Origin of the sequence: Lysobacter enzymogenes (assembly GCF_900106525.1) — a bacterium.
Taxonomy (GTDB): Bacteria; Pseudomonadota; Gammaproteobacteria; order Xanthomonadales; family Xanthomonadaceae; genus Lysobacter; species Lysobacter enzymogenes.
Genome location: NZ_FNOG01000003.1, coordinates 618,135 through 637,857, shown reverse-complemented (window position 1 = coordinate 637,857; position 19,723 = coordinate 618,135). Strand labels below are relative to the sequence as shown.

The 19,723-nt window shown below is 70.1% G+C and carries 16 protein-coding genes and 1 pseudogene; 8 read left to right on the top strand and 9 right to left on the bottom strand.

Annotation, left to right across the window (positions count from 1 at the left end; translation table 11 throughout):
• Nucleotides 1–83: 83 nt before the first annotated feature.
• A complete protein-coding gene (gene rnr, locus BLU84_RS10590) occupies nt 84–2,573 on the bottom strand; it encodes a ribonuclease R (RefSeq protein ID WP_074866211.1) in 2,490 nt (829 codons plus the stop codon).
• A 533-nt stretch (nt 2,574–3,106) separates the two neighbouring features.
• Here rnr and BLU84_RS10585 point away from each other — a divergent pair.
• The 3 genes from BLU84_RS10585 (at nt 3,107) to BLU84_RS10575 (ending at nt 6,333) form a co-directional block, all read left to right on the top strand.
• A complete protein-coding gene (locus BLU84_RS10585; RefSeq protein ID WP_074866208.1) occupies nt 3,107–4,483 on the top strand; it encodes a trypsin-like serine peptidase in 1,377 nt (458 codons plus the stop codon).
• A 239-nt stretch (nt 4,484–4,722) separates the two neighbouring features.
• Nucleotides 4,723–5,340, top strand: a complete 618-nt coding sequence (locus tag BLU84_RS10580; protein WP_074866205.1) for a CGNR zinc finger domain-containing protein — start codon at nt 4,723–4,725, stop codon at nt 5,338–5,340.
• A 96-nt stretch (nt 5,341–5,436) separates the two neighbouring features.
• The gene (locus BLU84_RS10575; protein ID WP_170849139.1) at nt 5,437–6,333 is read left to right on the top strand and encodes a TolB family protein; all 897 of its coding nucleotides are present in this window, start codon (nt 5,437–5,439) and stop codon (nt 6,331–6,333) included.
• A 23-nt stretch (nt 6,334–6,356) separates the two neighbouring features.
• Here the strand turns inward: BLU84_RS10575 and BLU84_RS10570 are convergent, their stop codons facing one another.
• The gene (locus tag BLU84_RS10570) at nt 6,357–6,872 is read right to left on the bottom strand and encodes a hypothetical protein (protein ID WP_074866201.1); all 516 of its coding nucleotides are present in this window, start codon (nt 6,870–6,872) and stop codon (nt 6,357–6,359) included.
• Nucleotides 6,873–6,996: 124 nt separating this feature from the next.
• On the bottom strand, nt 6,997–8,826 hold the full coding sequence (locus BLU84_RS10565; RefSeq protein ID WP_074866198.1) for a monovalent cation:proton antiporter-2 (CPA2) family protein: 1,830 nt from the start codon (nt 8,824–8,826) through the stop codon (nt 6,997–6,999).
• Nucleotides 8,827–9,077: 251 nt separating this feature from the next.
• Here BLU84_RS10565 and BLU84_RS10560 point away from each other — a divergent pair, with 251 nt between their 5' ends.
• The 3 genes from BLU84_RS10560 (at nt 9,078) to BLU84_RS10550 (ending at nt 12,219) form a co-directional block, all read left to right on the top strand.
• Entirely contained in the window at nt 9,078–10,283 is a 1,206-nt protein-coding gene (locus BLU84_RS10560; RefSeq protein ID WP_170849138.1) for a tetratricopeptide repeat protein, read from the top strand.
• Nucleotides 10,284–10,435: 152 nt separating this feature from the next.
• A complete protein-coding gene (locus BLU84_RS10555) occupies nt 10,436–11,590 on the top strand; it encodes a polysaccharide deacetylase family protein (protein WP_074866193.1) in 1,155 nt (384 codons plus the stop codon).
• A gap of 179 nt (nt 11,591–11,769) precedes the next feature.
• Nucleotides 11,770–12,219, top strand: coding sequence for a hypothetical protein (locus BLU84_RS10550; protein ID WP_074866189.1), 450 nt, complete (start codon nt 11,770–11,772; stop codon nt 12,217–12,219).
• A 54-nt stretch (nt 12,220–12,273) separates the two neighbouring features.
• On the opposite strand, the gene asnB is transcribed toward BLU84_RS10550, so the two are convergent.
• A complete protein-coding gene (asnB, locus tag BLU84_RS10545; RefSeq protein ID WP_074866186.1) occupies nt 12,274–13,959 on the bottom strand; it encodes an asparagine synthase B in 1,686 nt (561 codons plus the stop codon).
• A 114-nt stretch (nt 13,960–14,073) separates the two neighbouring features.
• Entirely contained in the window at nt 14,074–14,205 is a 132-nt protein-coding gene (locus tag BLU84_RS27930) for a hypothetical protein (RefSeq protein WP_267889178.1), read from the bottom strand.
• On the opposite strand from BLU84_RS27930, the pseudogene BLU84_RS28495 reads away from it, so the two are divergent.
• Nucleotides 14,204–14,374: pseudogene (locus BLU84_RS28495) on the top strand (DUF6053 domain-containing protein); the annotation flags it as partial. The gene BLU84_RS27930 and the pseudogene BLU84_RS28495 overlap by 2 nt on opposite strands.
• Nucleotides 14,375–14,492: 118 nt before the next feature.
• Nucleotides 14,493–16,916, top strand: a complete 2,424-nt coding sequence (locus BLU84_RS10540; protein ID WP_074866183.1) for a penicillin acylase family protein — start codon at nt 14,493–14,495, stop codon at nt 16,914–16,916.
• Between the two features lie 146 nt (nt 16,917–17,062).
• Here the strand turns inward: BLU84_RS10540 and dapE are convergent, their stop codons facing one another.
• From dapE to BLU84_RS10520, 4 genes are all read right to left on the bottom strand, one after another.
• Complete coding sequence (gene dapE, locus BLU84_RS10535; RefSeq protein WP_074866180.1) at nt 17,063–18,211, bottom strand: succinyl-diaminopimelate desuccinylase; 1,149 nt, start codon at nt 18,209–18,211, stop codon at nt 17,063–17,065.
• Complete coding sequence (locus BLU84_RS10530; protein ID WP_074866177.1) at nt 18,208–18,567, bottom strand: Spx/MgsR family RNA polymerase-binding regulatory protein; 360 nt, start codon at nt 18,565–18,567, stop codon at nt 18,208–18,210. Before BLU84_RS10530 ends, dapE begins: the two co-directional genes overlap by 4 nt.
• Before the next feature lie 34 nt (nt 18,568–18,601).
• Nucleotides 18,602–19,105 (bottom strand): hypothetical protein, encoded by a 504-nt coding sequence (locus BLU84_RS10525; protein ID WP_074866174.1) that lies wholly within the window; start codon nt 19,103–19,105, stop codon nt 18,602–18,604.
• Nucleotides 19,106–19,252: 147 nt separating this feature from the next.
• Nucleotides 19,253–19,723, bottom strand: a complete 471-nt coding sequence (locus BLU84_RS10520) for a hypothetical protein (protein WP_074866171.1) — start codon at nt 19,721–19,723, stop codon at nt 19,253–19,255.

Sequence of the window (19,723 nt, the reverse complement as noted above, 5' to 3'; positions counted from 1 at the left end):
CGGTCTTCGGCCGCTGCGCTGAAGTCAACCGCTTAGGTTAGTCGCGGCTTGCGCCGCTCCTACAGGGGCTTCGGGCGCCGCGCTCAGTACTTCTGCTTGGTCCGCTTGGCCGGCTGGCCGCGCGGCGGCGGCGGCTTGACCCCGCGCTCCTCGTCGACCAGCTTGAAGTCGATCTTGCGGTCCTCGACGCTGGCCTTGAGCACGACGATGCGCACCCGGTCGCCGAGACGGTATTCGCGGCCGGTGCGCTCGCCCGACAAAGTCTTGCGGATCGGGTCGAAGTGGTAATAGTCGTGCGGCAGCTGGGTCACGTGGACCAGGCCGTTGACCTTGGAATCGTCGAGTTCGATGAACAGGCCGAAGCTGGTCACCCCGCTGATCACGCCGTCGAATTCGCCGCCGACGTGCTGCTCCATCCACGCCGCGCGGTAGCGCTCGTCGACCTCGCGCTCGGCCTCGTCGGCGCGGCGCTCGCGCTCGGAGCACTGCAGCGCCAGCGCCGCCATCTGCCGCGGCGAGTACAGGTAGCCGGTGGGCTTGGCCCCGCTCAGCGCGTGCTTGATCGCGCGGTGCACCAGCAAGTCGGGATAGCGCCGGATCGGCGAGGTGAAGTGGGCGTAGGCGTGCAGCGCCAGGCCGAAGTGGCCGGTGTTCTCCGGCGCGTACACCGCCAGGCTCTGGCTGCGCAGCAGCACCGACTCCAGCAGCGCGGCGTCGGGGCGGTCGCGGATTTTCTTCAGCAGGTGGGTGAAGTCGCGCGGTTCCACCTGGTTCCAGGCCGGCATGCGCAGCTTGAATTCCTTGAGGAACTCCTGCAGGTCGGCGTACTTCTGTTCCGGCGGCCGCTCGTGCACGCGGTACGGCGCCGGCACCTGCTGGGCCATGAGGTACTTCGCGGCTTCCACGTTCGCCGCGATCATGCATTCTTCGATCAGCTTGTGCGCGTCGTTGCGCTGGAGCATGCCGGCCTGCACCACCTCGCCGTCCTTGCCGATGACGAAGCGCACTTCGCTGGATTCGAACTCGATCGCGCCGCGCTGCTGGCGCGCCTTGACCAGCACATGGAACAACTGGTGCAGGCGCTCGATGTTGGGCAGCAGCGAACCGATCTGCGCCTGCGCCTCGGCCTTGGCCTCCTCGGGCACGTCGCCGACCGCGTTCCACACGGTGGTGTAGGTCAGGCGCGCATGCGAATTCATCACCGCTTCGTAGAACTTCGACGCAGTCACTTCGCCGTTGTGGTCGATCTGCATGTCGCAGACGAAACACAGCCGGTCGACTTTCGGGTTCAGCGAACAAATGCCGTTGGACAGCGTCTCCGGCAGCATCGGCACGACGAAGCCGGGGAAATACACCGAGGTCGCGCGCTTCTGCGCTTCGTCGTCGAGCGGGGTGCCGGGACGTACGTAGTGCGAAACGTCGGCGATGGCGACGACCAGGCGGAAACCCTGGCGGTTGGTCTCGCAGTAGACCGCGTCGTCGAAGTCCTTGGCGTCCTCGCCGTCGATGGTGACCAGTGGCATCGCGCGCAGGTCCACGCGCTGCGCGGCGACCGACTCGGGCACCGTCAGCGGCACCGCCGAGGCTTCGTCGAGCGCCTCTTGCGGGAACACATCGGGAATCTCGTGGCCATGGATCGCGGCCTGCACCGCCAACGAGGCGGTGAGCTTCTCGCCGAGCACGGCGAGCACGCGGCCGATCGGCGGGCGATGGTGATCGGGCGCCTGCACCAGCTCGCACACCACCAGTTGGCCGTTCTTCGCATCCATGCGCGCGTCCGGCGGAATCTGCACGTTGCGCTGGATGCGGCGGTCGTCGGGCACCACGTAGCTGATGCCCTGCTCCAGCGTGAAGCGGCCGATCAAACGGTTGAGCCGGCGTTCGAGCACTTCCACGATCGCGCCTTCGCGGCGGCCGCGGCGGTCGACGCCGGTGACGCTGGCGAGCACGCGGTCGCCGTGCATGGCCTTGCGCATTTCGAACGGCGGCAGGAACAGATCGTCGCCGCCGCCCGATTCCGGGCGCAGGAAGCCGAAGCCGTCGGGGTTGGCGATCACCACGCCGGGGATCAGGTCCATCTGCGCGGCCGGGGCGAACTCGCCCTTGCGGTTGAGCAGCAACTGGCCGTCGCGGATCATCGCCGCCAGGCGCTTGCCCAGCGCATCGGCGCGCTCGGGCTCGGTCAGTTCCAGGCGCTGGGCCAGCTCCTCGGCGCGCATCGGGCCGTCGGCGCCGCTCAGGGTCTGCAGGATCAGCTCGCGGCTGGCGATGGGCTGGGCGTAGCGCGCGGCTTCGCGCTCGGCGTGCGGATCCTGGTGTTCGCCGTAGTTCGCGGTCGGCAGCGGCGCGGCCGCGGGGCGCTTGCCCGGGGCGCCGGGGGAGCCGCCGGCGGGTGCGGCCTTGGGCTTGCCGCGGGCGCCCTTGCTCGGGCCGTGCTGGAGGTTCTCGGGCAGCCAGGCCGGGCGCGGCGCGGCGGGCTTGCGGCCGCCCTTCTTGCCGGCGGGGGCGCCGTCGTGGGAGGCGGAGGGGCCGGTCTTTCCGGTCTTGTTGTTCTTAGTCGTCTTTTTGGTCATGGCCGGTATGGTCTCACATCGCCATGAACGCGGCGTCTGGGCCGCGTACAGCGCGGGCGGGCGGCGATTTGAGGGGGCGGCGGGTGACGCGGCCGCGGCTGCGGCAACGAGGGCCCCGGCCGCTCGCGCCGTGTCGCGGTCGTGGGTTTGCGACGGCGCGTATCGGCGAGATTGCGCATCGACTGCAGCGCGCGCCATCGCAGCGCGCAGCGATCGCGATGCGCAAGGCCCGCCGCGCGTATCGCCGCAGCGCATCAACGCGTTCGCGCAATACGTCGGTTCCGGTCTGCGACGCAGCGCAGATCCGGATGCGAATCGCGTCGCGCGCCGATCCACGCATTTGTGATCGCATCCGCGCTTGGCCGCGACGGTTTCTCGCGCAACCGCTTGTACTTGCGCCGCTTCCGAGAAGCCCGCCAGAGCGCACAAAAGCGCGCACGCAGGCGGCAGTAGGTTGAAGGCGCCCGCTCTACGACGCGGGCGCCGCGGCGCGATGCCGCCCACCTTCTGCCACTCCGACAAGGAAACGCACGATGATCCGCAACAACGCGCTGTGCCTGGCGCTCGTCGCCGGGCTGTCTGGTTTTTGCTCCATCGCTTCGGCCAAATCTCCCGTCGCCGAAATGGATTCGGCGCCGGTCACCGGCGCTCCCGCGGCCGGCGCCATGGGCGCTGCCGAGTTCGCCTCCAGCGCCAAGGCCAGCGTGCCGCGCGTGGTCAGCCTCGGCCAGCCCACCAGCCTGGACGCCTCCGCGCTCAAGAGCCGCCGCGTCGCCCAGGACAAGAACGGCCAGCCGCTGGAAATCGGCTTCGCCCGCGACATCGCGCGCAGCGCGGTGGATCTGAACACCCTGGCCTGGCAGCCGCTGGCCGACGGCGGCCGCGCCGCGCGCTTCGAAGTGTCCTCGTCCGGCGCGGTGGCGCTGCGCGCGGGCCTGTCGTTGCGCGGCGCCGGCGCCAAGTCGGCGACGCTGCACTTCGCCGGCAGCGACGGCCGCGTGTTCGCCCAGAGCGGCGCCGATTTCGCCGGCAACGAGCTGGGTTGGTCGCCGGTGGTGGAAGGCGACACGATGACCGTGGAACTGGTCCTGCCCAAGGGCGTGAACGCCAAGTCGCTCAAGCTCAAACTGCCGCAGCTCTCGCACCTGGACATCAGCCCGGCCGCGAGCGAGCGCCAGATCCAGGCCAAGATCGGCGAGAGCGATTCGTGCGAGAAGGACATCGTCTGCCGCGCCAGCCCGTCGGCGGGCTTCCTGTCCACCGCCAAGTCGGTGGCGCGCATGACCTTCACCACCTCCGGCGGCACCTACCTGTGCACCGGCACCCTGCTCAACAACAACTTCTCGCCGAAGAAGCGCCTGTTCTGGACCGCGGCGCACTGCATCAGCACCCAGACCGTCGCCAATACCCTGCAGACCTACTGGTTCTACGACGCCACCACCTGCAACGGCAGCGTGGTCAACTCGGCCTACACCACCCTCAGCGGCGGCGCGTTCCTGCGCCATGCCAACACCACCCGCGACACCTCGCTGCTGGAACTCAAGACCGCGCCGCCGTCGGGCGCCGTCTACGCCGGCTGGTCGAGCGCGGCGATCGCCGCCACCGGCACCGCCATCGAAGGCATCCACCACCCGGCCGGCGACGTCAAGAAGTACTCGCTGGGTTCGGTGACCGGCCTGTCGACCTCGATCGACGGCAAGTCGCCGCTGTACCGCGTGGTCTGGAACACCGGCGTGACCGAGGGCGGCTCCTCCGGCTCGGGCCTGTTCACCGTGACCAGCAGCGGCGGCTACCAGCTGCGCGGCGGCCTGTACGGCGGCACCTCGTACTGCAGCGCGCCGCGCGATCCGGATTACTACTCGCGCTTCGCCGACATCTATTCGAGCGTGTCGCAGTATTTCAATCCGTAAGCGCTGAGGTTCGGGCGCAATGGGCCGGCCGTCGCTGCGTGCGACGGCCGGCTTTTTTGTTGGGCATCGCGGGTTGTCGTCGTGGCGTCTGGCTTGCGGCGCGAGGCTGCGGGGGCGCGGTCGCGGCTTGCGCCGCTCCTACAGGGGGCATCGGCGCCGTTCGTCGCAAACCCTTTAATTCCATATTGCAGGTTATAAAGGGCTGGCCTAACCTGAAAAAAGCACTTCAACGGTGACGTATGCGCCTGGAACCGCACGAATTCCGCGCTATGGACCTGGTCGGCGGCGATCCCGCCCTGGATCTGATCAATACCGTGACCGCGCGCGACACCGAGCCGCGCGACTGGCTCGACGGCTACCCGGCCCTGCTGCGCTGGGCGCGCAAGGCCGCGCTGGTCGCGCCGGCCGATCTGGATGCCCTGGCCGCGCAAGCCGCGGCGTCGCCGGCCAAGGCCGCCGCCGCGCTGGCGCGCTGCAAGCAATTACGCGAAACCTTGTGCGTGGCGCTGTACGCGCTGGCGGCCGGCGAGGAGCCGGACGCGGCGGAGCTCGACGCGCTCGACCAGGCGCGCCTGGCCGCCTCGCGCGCGGCGCGGCTGGTCTCGCACGACGGGCGCCTGCAGACGCAGTGGTCGGCCGAGCGTTCGGGGTTGGACCTGATCGCCCACGTCTCCACTGCCTTCGCCATCGAACTGCTTCGCGACGCGCGCCTGGAGCGGCTGCGCGTGTGCGACGGGCGCGGTTGCGGCTGGGTGTTCGTCGACACCTCCAAGAGCGGGCGGCGGCGCTGGTGCGACATGGCGACCTGCGGCAACGTCGCCAAGGCGCGACGCTTCCAGCAACGCCGCAAGGACTGAATCCGCCACCGCCGCTGCGCAGACGCCATGCCTCGCCTTCGTCTCCACCGCTTGCTGCGCGCTGTCGTCCCGGCCCCATCGCCGGCCCTCTCCTGCGTGCGCTGGCTGCCGATGGCGATCCTGGCCGCCGCTTGCGCCAGCGCCTGCGCGCTCGCCTATCCGCGCGCCGCGGCGCCCACGCCGAGCGCGGCGCAGCGCTGGGCGCCGGCCGGCATCGCCAGCGACGAGTACGAATCCTCGCCGACCTTCTCGCCCGACGGCCGCGAGTTCTATTTCATGCGCAGCGACCGCAACTTCGCCCAGTGGCGCATTCTGCAGTCGCGCTGCACCGCCGACGGCTGGTCGCCGCCGCAACCGCCGGGCTTCGCGGCGGCGCGCCCGGGCCTCGACGCCGATCCGTTCGTGAGCGCCGACGGCAAGCGCGTGTACTTCGTGTCCGCACGCCACGATCCCAAGGGCGAGGATCTCGACATTTACTACGCCGAACGCGAGGCCGATGGCTGGGGCGAGCCGGTACGAATGCCGAAGCCGGTGAATTCCCCGGCGTCGGAACTGCTGCCGCGCGCGCTGGCCGACGGCCGGCTGCTGTTCGGCTCGGCCCGTGCCGGCGGATTCGGCCGGGGAGATATCTACATCGCCGCGCCGCAGCGCGACGGCAGCTGGCGCGTGCGCAACTTCGGCGCCCCGGTCAGCAGCGCGGCCAACGAGTACGAGGCCGAACTCTCCCGCAACGGACGTGAACTGGTGGCGGTCATCGATCGCGGCGATCGCTCTCACCTGTACCGCTATCGGCTCGAAAACGGACGTTGGCGCGAACTCGGCAAGGTCGCCGCGCGCGCGGACGTCTTCCAGGTCAGCCCGCTGCTGTCGCCGCGCGGCGACCGGCTGCTGTTCGCCCAGGCCGATGGCGCGCGGTCGGGCGAGTTCTTCGTGATCGATCTCAAACCCGGCGCCGACCAGCGCTGGCCGCCGGATTGCGCCGCCGCGCGCTAGTCTCGCCCGCCGATGGCGGCGGGCTAAGGCAACAGCCAGGCGTGTACGCTGCCGACCAGGCCGCCGATGACGGCGAATCCGCCGAGCACCAGGGCCACTACGCGGATCGCGATGCCCGCGCCGATCGGCCGCTGGACCACGATCCAGCAACGCTGCTGCGCCTGCGCCGACAGGCCCTGCACGCTCAGGCTCAGTTCGCTGTCGCGCGAGAGTTCGAACCAACCCGTGCTGATGCGAGTGGAACCGAAGCCGCTGACCTTGGTGCGGCTCAAGTATTTGCGGTGTATCCGGACCGGCTCGCCGCCGGCCTCGTGCAGCGCGTAGTCCACGCCGAGGAAATCGAGGCTGAAGCTGCGTCCTTCCACGCACAGGTCGTAGCGCCCGGCCGGCACCTGTAGGCGCTCGCCGCTGCGCGCCGGCACGCGCGCGACGGCGGCGGTGCCGGTCAGCCGCAACAGCGAGCCGATCGCGCGCACCAGTGCGTACAGCCCGACCGCGAACAGCAGCGGAAACAGCAGGCCCCAGAGGTTGAAGCTCATCGCCCGCCTGCGCTTCGCATACGGCCCGCGCCAACGCGCAACCGGCTCGTACCCGGCACGCTCGCACCCGGCACGCCCGCCGCACGCGGCGCGTTCGTGCGTAGCGCCTGCGTGCGCGACCGGCTCACGCCGAAATGCCCGGCGCGTGCTCTTCCTCGTCGTCGCGATGGGCCTGGCGCGGCTTGGGCGCGATCAGCGGCGTCTGCTGCATGTTGCCGTAAAGCAGCGACACACCGGCGCGCACGCCGTCGACCAGCTCGAGCTCGAAGCGCTCGGCGTCGCGGCGGCGGATGTCGGCGACCACCTCGGCCGCATCGTCGGCCGACACGCCCAGTTCGATCAGCGCCGCTTCGCCGAAACGCATCGCCGATTCGAAGGTCTCGCGGACCTGCAGATCGACCCCGGCGTGCACCAGCTCCAGCGCATGCTCGCGGTCGAAGCTGCGCGCCAGCACCCGCGCCTGTGGGAACTCGTGGCGGATCAACTGGGCGGTGCTGGTGGCCGCGGCGCGGTCGTCGATGCAGATCGCGATCAACTGAGCGGTGGCCGCGCCGGAGGCGCGCAGCACGTCCAGGCGGGTGCCGTCGCCGTAGTAGACCTTGAAGCCGAAGGTCTGCGCGCTTTCGATCATCTCCACGTCGGTGTCGATGATCGCCACCTCCACCGCGCGCGCCAGCAGCGACTGCGACACCACCTGGCCGAAGCGGCCGAAGCCGATCAGCAGCACGCTGCCGCTGAGGCCGTTGGGCTCGTCCACGCCTTCCAGCGACAGCGCGGTCTTGGGTGAGAGCTTGCGCAGGGCGATGATCGCCACCGGCGTGAGCACCATCGACAGCACCACGATGGCGGTGAGGTTGGCGCCGATCTCGGCCTGGATCAGACGCGCGTTGACCGCGGCGGAGAACAGCACGAAGGCGAACTCGCCGCCTTGCGCCATCAGCACCGCGCGGTCCAGGGACTCGGTGTGGCAGGACTTCAGCAGCCGCGCGACGATGTAGATGCACAGCGCCTTGACCAGCATCAGCGCGAGCACGCCGCCGACGATCAGCGGCCAGTTGGCCGCGACCACCTTGAGGTCCAGCGACATGCCCACGCTGAGGAAGAACAGGCCGAGCAGGATGCCGCGGAACGGTTCGACGTCGGCCTCGAGCTGATGACGGAAGCTGGATTCCGACAGCAGCACGCCGGCCAGGAACGCGCCCATCGCCATCGACAGGCCGCCGACCTGCATCAGCAGCGCCGCGCCCAGCACCACCAGCAGCGCCGCCGCGGTCATCACCTCGCGCGCCTTGGCCGCGGCGAGGATGCGGAACATCGGATTGAGCAGCCAGATGCCGGCGCCGATCAGCGCCGCCAGCGAGGCCAGGGCGATGCCGATGTCGGCCCAGCGCGAATGCGCGACGGCCGCGGCGGCGTTCGGATCCGGCGGCGCCATCAGCGCCACCAGCGCCAGCAGCGGCACGATCAACAGGTCTTCGAACAGCAGGATCGAAACGATGCGCTGGCCGCGCGGCAGCGCCAGATCGCCGCGCTCGCCGAGGATCTGCATGACGATGGCGGTGGAGGTCAAGACGAAACCCATCGCGCCGATGAAGGCCACCACCGGCGGAAACCCGGCGAGCAGGCCGACGCCGGTCATCGCCGCCGAGCACAGCGCGATCTGCGCGGTGCCCAGGCCGAAGATCTCGCGGCGCAGGCTCCACAGGTGCGAGGGCCGCATCTCCAGGCCGATGATGAACAAGAACATCACCACGCCGAGTTCGGCCACGTGCAGGATCGCCTGCGGATCGGCGAAGAAGCCCAATCCGAACGGACCGATCAACAGGCCCGCGGCCAGATAGCCCAACACCGAGCCCAGGCCGATGCGCTTGAAGATCGGCACTGCGATCACGCCGGCCGCCAACAGCACCACCACCTTGACCAGCTCGCTACCCCCCGCTGCTTCGGCCGCCATCGCACTCTCCCTTACCGCGCCGCCGGCGCATCGTTCGCGTTCGTCAGACCGGCCGCGGGGGCCGGGGTCACAGCCTAGCAGGCGTGGGCGCAAGGCGATGCGCACCCGGGCCGCACGCTGCATTGCGCGCATCGCTCGCGCCTGTCGCCAGCGCCTGCCGCCAGCACGTATCGCCCGCGCGCAACGGTGCACGTATCATCGCGGCGATGCGCTCCCGCCCCGCTCCCGCCGCTCGCGACCGCAAGGCCCGCATGTCTGCCCACCACACCGCGCCCATCCGCAGCGCGCCCATCCGCACCGCGCTGCGACGTGCGGCCGCCACCGCGTTGCTGGCCTGGGCGGCGAGCGCCGGCGCCGCCGACCCCGAGGGCGCGGTCACCGTGCTCAGCGCCACCGTCGCCGACCAGCGCATCGAAGGCGCGAGTGTGGAACTGCGCCGCGACGGCCAGGCCGCGCTGGCCGCGGCCAGCGACGCGCAGGGCCGCGCCGCGTTCGACCCGGACGCTCTGCGCGACCCGGACGCAGGCCTGTCTATCCGCAAGCCGGGCTATGCCGAACTGCTGGCGCAATGCCCCTGCGACGGCAAGCGTTACGCGCTGAGCCCGGCGCTGGCCAGCCTCGACGGCCTGCGCGTGGTGCTGAGCTGGGACGCGCCCGGCGTGGATCTGGATGCGCACCTGAGCTACGCCGGCCGCCATGTCTACTTCCAGCGTCCGCGCGGGCCCGACGCGCTGCTCGACCTCGACGCCGCCGACCATCGCCGGCCGGAGACCGTCACCATCGCCCGCCGCCTGCCCGGTGCGACCTACACCTATGCCGTGCACGACTTCGGCCATCGCCAGCAGCCCGACAGCGATGCGCTGGCGCGCAGCGGCGCGCGGGTCTACGTCTATGTCGGCCAGACCCTGGTGCGTACCTACGCGGCGCCGGCGCAGCCCGGCAATGTGTGGACGGTGCTGCGCATCGACAGCGACGGCCGCTTCGAGGAGATCGACCGCATCGCCGCCAGCCGCGCCAGCGCCGACGCGCTCGGCGCGGAACTGGCGCGCGCGCCCGGCCAGGGCGCGCCGGCTACCGCGGCTGAGGGCGAGAACGCAGTCGCCGCCAACCAGCGCGGCGAAACCGCCTACCGCAGCGGCGACCTCGTCGGCGCCATCGCCGCCTATCAGCAAGCGATCGAACTCGACCCCGGCTACGCGCTGGCCTTCAGCAACCTCGGCCTGGCCTATGTGCGCAAGGGCCGCGCGGCCGAGGCGATCTGGGCCTCGCGCCGCGCCATCGCCCTGGCCAAGGGCGCGGGCGCCGCGACCATTCGCGCCGGCGCGTATTACAACATCGGCAAGCTCTACGAGCTCGACGGGCAGTACGAACGGGCGATGTCGAACTATCTGGCGGCGCGGCGCGAGAAGCCGGACAAGAGTTACGACGAAGCCTTGCAGCGGGTCAGCGGCTATTGAAGCCGGCGATGCCGCGGTGGCGCGCGAATGCATCCATGCGTTGATGCGTTAATACGTCAATGCATTAACGAACCAATGCGCTGGCGCACTAACGCGTTAACGCACCAACGCACGAATCGAGCAGGCCGAGGAACCCTATGGAGAGGAACCCGATGGAAACCACGCAAGGACGCCGACGCGCCTTCGCCAGCATCGCCGCGCTGTGCGCGCTGCTCGCCGCCGCCCCGCTGTACGCCGCCGGCCCGGCCGAAATCGCCAGCGCCGACCGCGCCCTGTGGCCGCAGCCGATCGACTCGCCGGCCGCGTTCGACCGCGCTTCGCGCGCGGAGATCCTCGCCTTCGCCCACGAGCTGACCCTGGCCGAACCGCTCGACGACGCCGCGCTGGCGCAGCGCCTGCGGCTCAAGCAGATCGACCGCGCCAGCCTCGACAAGATCCGCGCGCGCTGGTGGCAGCGGCTCGCCGACAACTACCGGCTGGCCGCGCGCGCCTGCGCGCCGCGCGAGCCGTTCTGCGCGCCGGCCGCCGACGCCGCCGCGCTGCGCAAGCTCGCCGCCGGCTTCGACGCCGCGCCCACGCCCGCGTTCGCCGCGTGGCGCAGCGATGCGGCGCGTTTCCACCGCATCTACCTCGACGAACAATTGCGCCTGGCCGCGTTGTTCCCGCGCACCAGCAGCGAGATCGACACCTATTCGGCGCAGGAAGTCGACGGCAGCGAGCTGCCCGACCGCCAGTTCCTGCTGACCTTCGACGACGGCCCGACCGCGCCCGGCGGCAGCACCGACGCGTTGCTGCGCACCCTGCGCGAGCACAAGCTCAACGCGACCTTCTTCGTGCTCGGCGAGCGATTGCAACCGCGACTGGCGGCCGAAGCGCCGGCCAAGACCTATGCCGGCATGTGCGTGGCCTCGCACGGCTGGCAGCATCAATCGCATTCGCGCTGGCCCCAGTGGCAGGACTCGGTGATCCGCAGCAATGCGCTGGTGCGGAGCGAGACCGGCGCGCTGTACCGCCCGCTGTTCCGCCCGCCCTACGGCCAGCGCCGCGCCGACAGCGGCGAATTCTTCCGCGAACAAGGCCTGCGCGTGGCGCTGTGGACCATCGACTCGCAGGACTGGAACGCCAAGGTCGATGCCGGCCAGGTCCAGGGCCGGCTGCTGAGCCTGATGCTGCTGTGGCGGCACGGCACGATCCTGTTCCACGACATCCACGACAAGGCGCGCACGGCGCTGCCGTGGGTGCTGCGCCAGACCCGCGGCGCGGGCGTGCAATGGTTCGATTGCCGGCGTTATCCGCTGGCGGACTGAACAACGCGGAACAACCTGGGCGGCGTGAGCCGTTTTCCCTGGAGTTTGCGAGTCAGGTAACAGCCCCCGCATCGCTTGCGGCGGCGGTCCCGCGTTCGGCCCCGGTGCAGCCGGCGGCCGGGCGCGGACCCGATCACCACACTCAGGGACATCCCATGCGCCTTATCCGTACCCTCCCCATGCTTGCCGCGCTCCTGGCCGCCCTGCCGCTGGCCGCGCTCGCATCGCCGCCGCCGAGCGACTGGCAGAACGCGTCCGTGTGCAACGGCAAGTACAGCGCTCAGATGAAGCACACCTTCTACGAAACCGCGACCACGGCCGGCGTGCGCGGCGAAGCCGGCGTCGTGCGTCATCCGTTCGCGCACGGCTCGTTCCCGAATCCGGCCTACTACCTGGTCGAAGTCGAAGTCTCCAGCCGCAGCGACGTGCACCCGAACTGGGTCGTCGACAGCCGCGAGCGCGACGGTTACGACAGCTACTCGGGCGAGCCGGTGCAAGTCGGCACCGTGGTGTTCAAGAACGCCGGTTGCAAACTGCTCGCCACCGCCCGGGTCAGCGTGCAGTGCCCGGGCAGCGCGGCGATCGAAACCAAGACCTTCACCCGCAACTGGGACGGTTGCGGCCTGTAAGCCGGGTTCGCGCCGTCGCAGCCAGCGGCCGCGACGACGCCCGCAACGCCCGCCTCAGGCCAACGCCGCCTGATGCACTCCCGCCACCGCGCGCCCCGACGGATCGGCCGCGTTGGCGAAGGCCGCGTCCCAGGCGATCGCCGCCGGCGAAGAGCAGGCGATCGACTTGCCGCCCGGGACTGTGTTGGCGCAAGCGTCGCCGGGAAAGTGGCGCTCGAAGATGCTGCGGTAGTAATACGCTTCTTTGGTCTGCGGGGTGTTGATCGGGAAGCGCACCGCCGCCGCGGCGAGGTCGCGGTCGCTGACCTGGGCCTCGGCATGGGCCTTGAGCCCGTCGATCCAGCCGTAGCCGACGCCGTCGCTGAACTGCTCCTTCTGCCGCCACAGGATCGAATCGGGCAGATAGCCTTCGAACGCTTCGCGCAGGATCGACTTCTCGATCTTGCCGGCGGCCTTGTCGACCATCTTGGCGCTCGCGTCGATGCGCATGGCCGCGTCCAGGAACTCCACGTCCAGGAACGGCACCCGCGGCTCCACGCCCCAGGCCATCATCGACTTGTTCGCGCGCAGGCAGTCGAAGCTGTGCAGCGCGTCGAGCTTGCGCACCAGCTCTTCGTGGAACTCGCGCGCGTTGGGCGCTTTGTGGAAATACAGATAGCCGCCGAAGATCTCGTCGCTGCCCTCGCCCGAGAGCACCATCTTCACCCCCATCGCCTTGATCCGCCGCGCCAGCAGGAACATCGGCGTGGAGGCGCGGATGGTGGTGACATCGTAGGTCTCGATGTGGGCGATCACGTCCGGCAACGCGTCCAGGCCTTCCTCGAAGGTGTAGGTGAAGCCGTGGTGCACGGTGCCCAGCGCCTGCGCCGCGATTTCGGCCGCGGCCAGGTCGGGCGAGCCGTCCAGGCCGATGGCGAAGGAATGCAGGCGCGGCCACCAGGCTTCGGACTGGTCGTCCTCCTCGATCCGGCGGCGGGCGAAGCGCGCCGCGCAGGCGGCGACCAGCGAGGAATCCAGGCCGCCGGACAGCAGCACGCCGTAGGGCACGTCGCTCATCATCTGCCGGTGCACGGCGCGCTCGAACGCTTCGCGCAGTTCGCGCTTGTCGGCTTCCACGCCCTGCACCGCGTCGTAGTCGCGCCACGGGCGCTGGTAATACTTCACCGGCGCGCCGACGTCGCTGTCGTAGTAGTGGCCGGGCGGGAACGGCGCGACGTCGTCGCACAGCCGCGCCAGCGCCTTCATTTCCGAGGCCACCCACAGGCGGCCGTCGGCGTCGTGGCCCCAGTACAGCGGGCACACGCCGATCGGATCGCGCGCGATCAGGTAGCGCCCGCGCGCGCTGTCCCACAGGGCGAAAGCGAAGATGCCGTTGAGGCGGTTCAGCAGCTCGGCCGGCTCCAGGCCTTCGCGATAGAGCGCGTTGACCACTTCGCAGTCGGACTTGGTCTGGAACGCATAGGGCTGGGCGAGCTGCTGCTCGAGTTCGCGGTGGTTGTAGATCTCGCCGTTGACCGCCAGCGCCAGTTCGCCGTCGGCCGAGCGCAGCGGCTGCGAGCCGCCGCTGGGATCGACGATGGCCAGACGCTCGTGCACCAGGATCGCGCGCGGTTCGGCGTGCACGCCGGACCAGTCGGGGCCGCGGTGGCGTTGTCGCGCCGACAGCGACAACGCCAGGGGCCTGAGCGGGCGCAGGTCGGCGCCGGCGCGCAGGTCGAACAAGCCGAGGATCGAGCACATCGGGGAATCTCCAGGAAGGTTGCAGCGATGGGTTGGGATTTCGAAGGCCTGAAACGACGAAGCCCGCGCTGGTCGGCGCGGGCTTCGTGAGCGATTTAGCGTGTGTTGCGCGCGCTAATCGCCGGCCCGCGGGAGGCTGGCGTTATTGCGGTTATTGTTGTTGGCGCCCAGGTTCGACACGGCCTCGCGCGCGCGGCCGGCGGAAGCGGCGCGGCGGAATTCGGCGGTGGCGAAGCGGGAGGTCATGGGCCGATCCTGCTTGAGGTTCGGGCCGGATGCAAGCGCCGCCGGTCGAATCGGCGGCGGCCGCCTCGCTTTGGCTGCGTTCGGGCGCGCGGTTGTGGGAGGGCCTTCAGGCCCGATGCCTTTGTCTCAGATCGCGGCGATCCGAAAGAAGAGCTTCGGGCCTGAAGGCCCTCCCACAAAACAGCTGCAGCCCCATCGAGCCGGTTCCATGAGACGGCGCTGCCGGTACGGCGCGGCACCGCATACGCACCCGCATCGGCTAAGCTCGCGAGCAACGGAGGACCCTCATGGCCAAATGGATCAAGCGCGTCGTACTCGCGCTGTTTTGCCTGTTCCTGCTCCTTGCCGGCGGCGCCTGGTGGTTGCTGCGCGGCAGTCTCCCGCAACTGCAAGGCACGCCCGCGCTGAGCGGACTGTCGGCGCCGGCTCAGGTCCAGCGCGACGCGATCGGCGTGGTCACCATCGACGCGGCCAGCCAGATCGATGCGATGCGCGCGCTCGGCTACGTGCACGGCCAGGAGCGCTATTTCGAGATGGACCTGCTGCGCCGCACCGCCGCCGGCGAGCTGTCGGCGCTGTTCGGCGAACGCGCGCTCGATTACGACCGCCGCCATCGCGTGCACCGCCTGCGCGCGCGGGTGCAGGCCGAGCTGGCCGCGTTCGAAGGCGATCAGGCCGCGCTGCTGCAGGCCTACACCGACGGCGTCAACGCCGGCTTGAACGGGCTGTCGCGCAAGCCCTGGCCGTATCTGTTGCTACGCGCCGATCCGCAACCGTGGACGACGGCGGACTCGGCCCTGGTCGGTTACGCCATGTATTTCGACCTGCAAGGCGGCGACAACGCGCGCGAGCTGGCGCTGTGGCGGATCCAGCCGCACGTGCCGCCGGCGTTGTTCGCGCTGCTGACCAATCCCGGCAGCACCTGGGACGCGCCGCTGTACGGCGCGCCGTTCGGCGACGCCGCGCTGCCGGGCCCCGACCAGCTCGACCTGCGCAAGCTGCCCGCGCCGCCGCCGGGCACGCTGGTGCCGCTGCCGTTCCTCGACGAAATCGGCAGCAACAACTTCGCCGTCGCCGGCAGCCTGACCAAGGACCGCCGCGCCATCGTCGCCGACGACATGCACCTGGGCCTGCGCGCGCCCAACATCTGGTTCCGCGCGCGCCTGCGCTATCCGGACCCGCAGGCGCCCGGCGGCAAGACCGATGCCGCCGGCTTCACCCTGCCCGGCCTGCCGGCGGTGGTGGTCGGCAGCAACGGCCACGTCGCCTGGGCCTTCACCAACAGCTACGGCGACTGGGCCGACTGGTCGCTGCAGCCCGGCTGCGCGAGCGACGCCAAGCCCGGCGCCTGCGCGGGCCTGAAGACCTTCGAGGAATCCATCGCCGTCGCCGGTCGCGCGCCGGAGAAGCTGCTGGTGCGCGAAACCGCGTGGGGCCCGCTGCTGCACGACAACCCCGACGGCAGCGCGCTGGCGCTGCGCTGGAGCGCGCACCTGCCGGGCGCGCTCAACCTGGGCCTGACCGGTCTGCTGCGCGCGCGCTCGGTCGACGACGCGCTGCAAGTCGCGCGCGGCGTCGCCCTGCCAGTGCAGAACCTGGTAGTCGGCGACCGCGACGGCAAGATCGCCTGGCGCCTGCTCGGCCCGATTCCCGAGCGCGAAGGCGCCTGCTCCACCGAGGCCCTGGTCGAAAACGCCGACGCCGCCGGCCGCGCGCTGCCGGCGCCGACCTGCCCGCCGTGGGCGATCCAGACCGCCGACGCGCCGAGCCTGGTGGCGCCGCCGTCGGGCCGGCTGTGGACCGCGAACACGCGCACGCTCGAAGGCCTGGAACTCGAACGCATCGGCCAGGGCGATTACGTGCTCGGCGCGCGCGCCGGGCAGATCCGCGACGGACTGTTCGCCAAGCAGCGCTTCGACGAACGCGACCTGCTGGCGATCCAGCTCGACGACCGCGCGCTGTTCCTCAAGCACTGGTGGGACCTGCTGCAGAGCGAAGGCGGCCAGGCCGCGCAGCGCAAGGACCGGCCCGCGCTGGCCGCGCTGGCGCAGGCGTCCAGGCGCTGGGAAGGCCGCGCCGAGCCGGGCTCGGTGAGCTATCGCCTGGTCCGCGACTGGCGCCGCGCGGTGTTCACCCGCATCGCCAACGGCCTGACCGCGCCGGCGCAGTCTGCGCTGGGCGCGCAGTTCGAAATGCCCGACCTCAAGCAGATGGAAGGCGTGATCTGGCCGCTGCTGACCCAGCGCCCCGCGCACCTGCTGCCGCGCAACGAAGAGTCGTGGGACGGCCTGCTCGAACACGCCGCGCAGGACGCGCTGGACGGCCTGGGCGTGAAACCCGGCGCCGACGCCGCCGCGCAACTGGCGCAGCGCACCTGGGGCGAGCACAACACCGCGTCGATCTGCCATCCGCTGGCCTCGGCCCTGCCCGGCTTCGCTCGCCGCGCGCTGTGCATGCCGCCGGACCAGTTGCCGGGCGACGCGGCGATGCCGCGCGTGCAGCGGCCGAACTTCGGCGCGTCCGAACGCATGGTGGTGTCGCCCGGCCACGAGGCCGACGGCATCGTGCACATGCCCGGCGGCCAGAGCGGCCACCCGCTGTCGCCGTTCTGGGGCGCCGGCCACGACGACTGGGTGCACGGCCGGCCGACGCCGTTCCTGCCGGGTCCGGCGAAGTACACGATGACCCTGGAGCCGGCGAACGCGAAGTAACCCGCGCCCGCGCCGCCTCGACAGCTACCTGTAGGAGCGGCGCGAGCCGCGACCGCGACAACACAACTACGACGCAACTTTCGACGTAACTGCGTTGTCGCAGTCGCGGCTCGCGCCGCTCCTACAGGGCGCGGGTGAAACCACGTTCAGCGCATCAAGCGTTCGATCAAGGCCAGATACAAATCCGGCAACGCCTCCAGATCCGCCACCGCGACATTCTCGTCCACCTTGTGGATGCTCGCGTTGACCGGCCCGATCTCGATGCTCTGCGCGCCCAGCGGCGCGATGAAGCGCGCATCCGAGGTGCCGCCGCCGGTGCTCTCCTCCGGCGCCGCGCCGGCGAAGCGTGCCAGCACCTCGCGCGCGGCTGCGCGCAGCGGGCCTTCGGGGGTGTAGAACGGTTCGCCGCCGCGGAACCAGGCGATGTCGTACTCCAGCCCGTGCGCGCGCAGGATCGCCTCGCACTCGCGCTCCAGCCGCTCGGCGTTCCAGCTCGGGTTGTAGCGCAGGTTGAACAATACCTGCAGCTCGCCCGGGATCACGTTGTTGGCGCCGGTGCCGGCGTGGATATTGCTGATCTGCAACGAGGTCGGCGGGAAGGTCTCGTAGCCCTCGTCCCAGCGCCGCGCCGCCAGTTCCGACAGCGCCGGCATCGCCTGGTGGATCGGATTGCGCGCCTTGTCCGGATAGGCGACGTGGCCCTGCACGCCGATCACCTTGAGCGTCGCCGACAAGGTGCCGCGACGCCCCACGCGCAGCAGATCGCCGAGTTTGCGCGTGGACGAAGGCTCGCCGGTCACGCACCAGTCGATGCGCTCGCCGCGCGCGCGGAAGGTCTCGGCGACGCGGCGCACGCCGTCGATGGCGTCGCCTTCTTCGTCCGAAGTCAGCAGCAGCGCGACCCGGCCGCGATGGTGCGGATGCGCCGCGGCGAAGCGTTCCAGCGCGACCACGAACGCGGCCACGCTGCCCTTCATGTCGGCCGCGCCGCGGCCGTACAGCACGCCGTCGCGGATCTGCGGCACGAACGGATCGCTGGCCCAACTCTCCACCGGCCCGGACGGCACCACGTCGGTGTGGCCGAGCAATACCAAGGTCGGCCCGTCGCCGTCGCCGTGCGTGGCCCACAAATTGTCGACCTCGCCATAACGCAGATGCTCGCAGACGAAGCCCGCGCGCTGCAGACGCTGCGCGATCAGTTCCTGGCAGCCCAGGTCCGCAGGCGTCACCGACGCCCGCGAAATCAGCTCGCAGGTCAGCGCCAGCACCTCGCTCGGCGCACCGGTCGCGCTCACGCGCCGATCCCGAAACGCTGCTTGAACCCGTTGTCGCTGAAACCCTGGGTCACCTTGCCGTCGTCGGTAACCACCACCGGCCGGCGGATCAGCTGCGGGTATTCCTTGAGCAGCAGCTTCCACTCCGCATCCGACGCCGGCTCCTTGCGGTTCGGCGCCAGCGTGCGCCAGGTGGTCGAGGACTTGTTGATCAGCGCTTCCCAACCGCCAAGCTGGGTCTTCCACTCGATCAGCGTTTCCGGCGACTGACGATTGTCGCGGTAGTCGACGAACGTGTGGGCGACGCCGAAGCGGTCGAGCCACTTGCGCGCTTTCTTGCAGGTGTCGCAGTTGTTGAGGCCGTAGAGAGTGGTCATGGTTCGACTCGGCTAAGAACGGAAAAATCGCGCATCAGCGCGGGTGCGCACGGCGGGCGACGCGGCTCTTCAGATCGGCCACGACCTGATTCTCCCGGAGCAGATTCAGGCTCGGGTCGCTACGCGGGATAAATGTAACCCGGTCGCCGAATCGCCGCGAACCCCGGCTCAGCCACAAGACCACGCGCGATGGATTGGAAGACAGATCGAACTGCACCGAGCGCACGTTGTCGAGCAAGACCTCTTCGACCTTGCCGCCGCGCCGCACGCTTATGCGATTGCCAAGATCGACCACTTCATCGGCCAGATCGATCAGAAAGAAGTAACAGAACCCGTAGACCAACGGCAGTCCGATCGCAGCGCCGAGCAAGAACGGCCAGGCGACACTCGCGAACAACATCGCCACGATCGCGAGCAAACCCAGCACGGGAAACACGACCAGATAAACGGTCTTGTACCAAACCACCGTGCGGCTGGAGATCACATCGCGGCGCGCAGGCACATCATCGTGCGCGGAAGTTCCGCTGTCCTCGCTCATGCCTGCCTCCGCAGCCCGATTCGCTCGCGGGCTTGCTTGCAGGCGCCGCAGTTGTAGAGGCCGCACAACATGGTCATCGCAGATCGACCTTTTCGACCGGCGCAAGCAGGCGCTCGCGACGATGGCAGCCGGCGCATGTCCGCCGACTCAGGCGTGCAAGCGCAATAGCTGCGCGCGCGTCCTGAGCTCATAAGCCAGCGGATGCTCGACGTAGGGAAACCATCGAATACCCTTGGGAATGAACGCGATCGTGTCGCCTAGCCGCCCCGGCCGGCGCAGCGTCAGGATCAGACGCTCGGGATTGTTGCCGAAGCCGCGGCGCACCGCTGCCACATCGCGCAGCATCACCTTTTCTTCGATCCCGTCGCAACGCACCAGCAGATACTCGCCGCCGTCGATGACCTCGTCGGCCAGATGCCGGGCCATCGCTCTTTGGATCAGCACCGTCAATGCGACCAGCGCCAAAGCGACGATCACGCTCGCCGGCTGCAGGGGGCGGCTGAAGACGCCGCCCACCAGCATCGCCCCGAGCACGGCCAGGGCCATGCCCGGGAACGGCTTTTTCACCAGCCGGGTCATGAACGCGTTGGACAGGCTCGACGCCGCGGGCGCGCTCAT

Bases quoted from the DNA above. Each gene is read 5' to 3' on its own strand.
- rnr (WP_074866211.1), bottom strand. From the start codon at position 2,573: ATGACCAAAAAGACGACTAAGAACAACAAGACCGGAAAGACCGGCCCC.
- BLU84_RS10525 (WP_074866174.1), bottom strand. From the start codon at position 19,105: ATGAGCGAGGACAGCGGAACTTCCGCGCACGATGATGTGCCTGCGCGC.
- BLU84_RS10580 (WP_074866205.1), top strand. From the start codon at position 4,723: ATGCGCCTGGAACCGCACGAATTCCGCGCTATGGACCTGGTCGGCGGC.
- BLU84_RS10555 (WP_074866193.1), top strand. From the start codon at position 10,436: ATGGAAACCACGCAAGGACGCCGACGCGCCTTCGCCAGCATCGCCGCG.
- BLU84_RS10530 (WP_074866177.1), bottom strand. From the start codon at position 18,567: ATGACCACTCTCTACGGCCTCAACAACTGCGACACCTGCAAGAAAGCG.
- BLU84_RS10520 (WP_074866171.1), bottom strand. From the start codon at position 19,723: ATGAGCGCGCCCGCGGCGTCGAGCCTGTCCAACGCGTTCATGACCCGG.
- BLU84_RS10550 (WP_074866189.1), top strand. From the start codon at position 11,770: ATGCTTGCCGCGCTCCTGGCCGCCCTGCCGCTGGCCGCGCTCGCATCG.
- asnB (WP_074866186.1), bottom strand. From the start codon at position 13,959: ATGTGCTCGATCCTCGGCTTGTTCGACCTGCGCGCCGGCGCCGACCTG.
- BLU84_RS10540 (WP_074866183.1), top strand. From the start codon at position 14,493: ATGGCCAAATGGATCAAGCGCGTCGTACTCGCGCTGTTTTGCCTGTTC.
- BLU84_RS27930 (WP_267889178.1), bottom strand. From the start codon at position 14,205: ATGACCTCCCGCTTCGCCACCGCCGAATTCCGCCGCGCCGCTTCCGCC.
- BLU84_RS10585 (WP_074866208.1), top strand. From the start codon at position 3,107: ATGATCCGCAACAACGCGCTGTGCCTGGCGCTCGTCGCCGGGCTGTCT.
- BLU84_RS10570 (WP_074866201.1), bottom strand. From the start codon at position 6,872: ATGAGCTTCAACCTCTGGGGCCTGCTGTTTCCGCTGCTGTTCGCGGTC.
- BLU84_RS10560 (WP_170849138.1), top strand. From the start codon at position 9,078: ATGTCTGCCCACCACACCGCGCCCATCCGCAGCGCGCCCATCCGCACC.
- BLU84_RS10565 (WP_074866198.1), bottom strand. From the start codon at position 8,826: ATGGCGGCCGAAGCAGCGGGGGGTAGCGAGCTGGTCAAGGTGGTGGTG.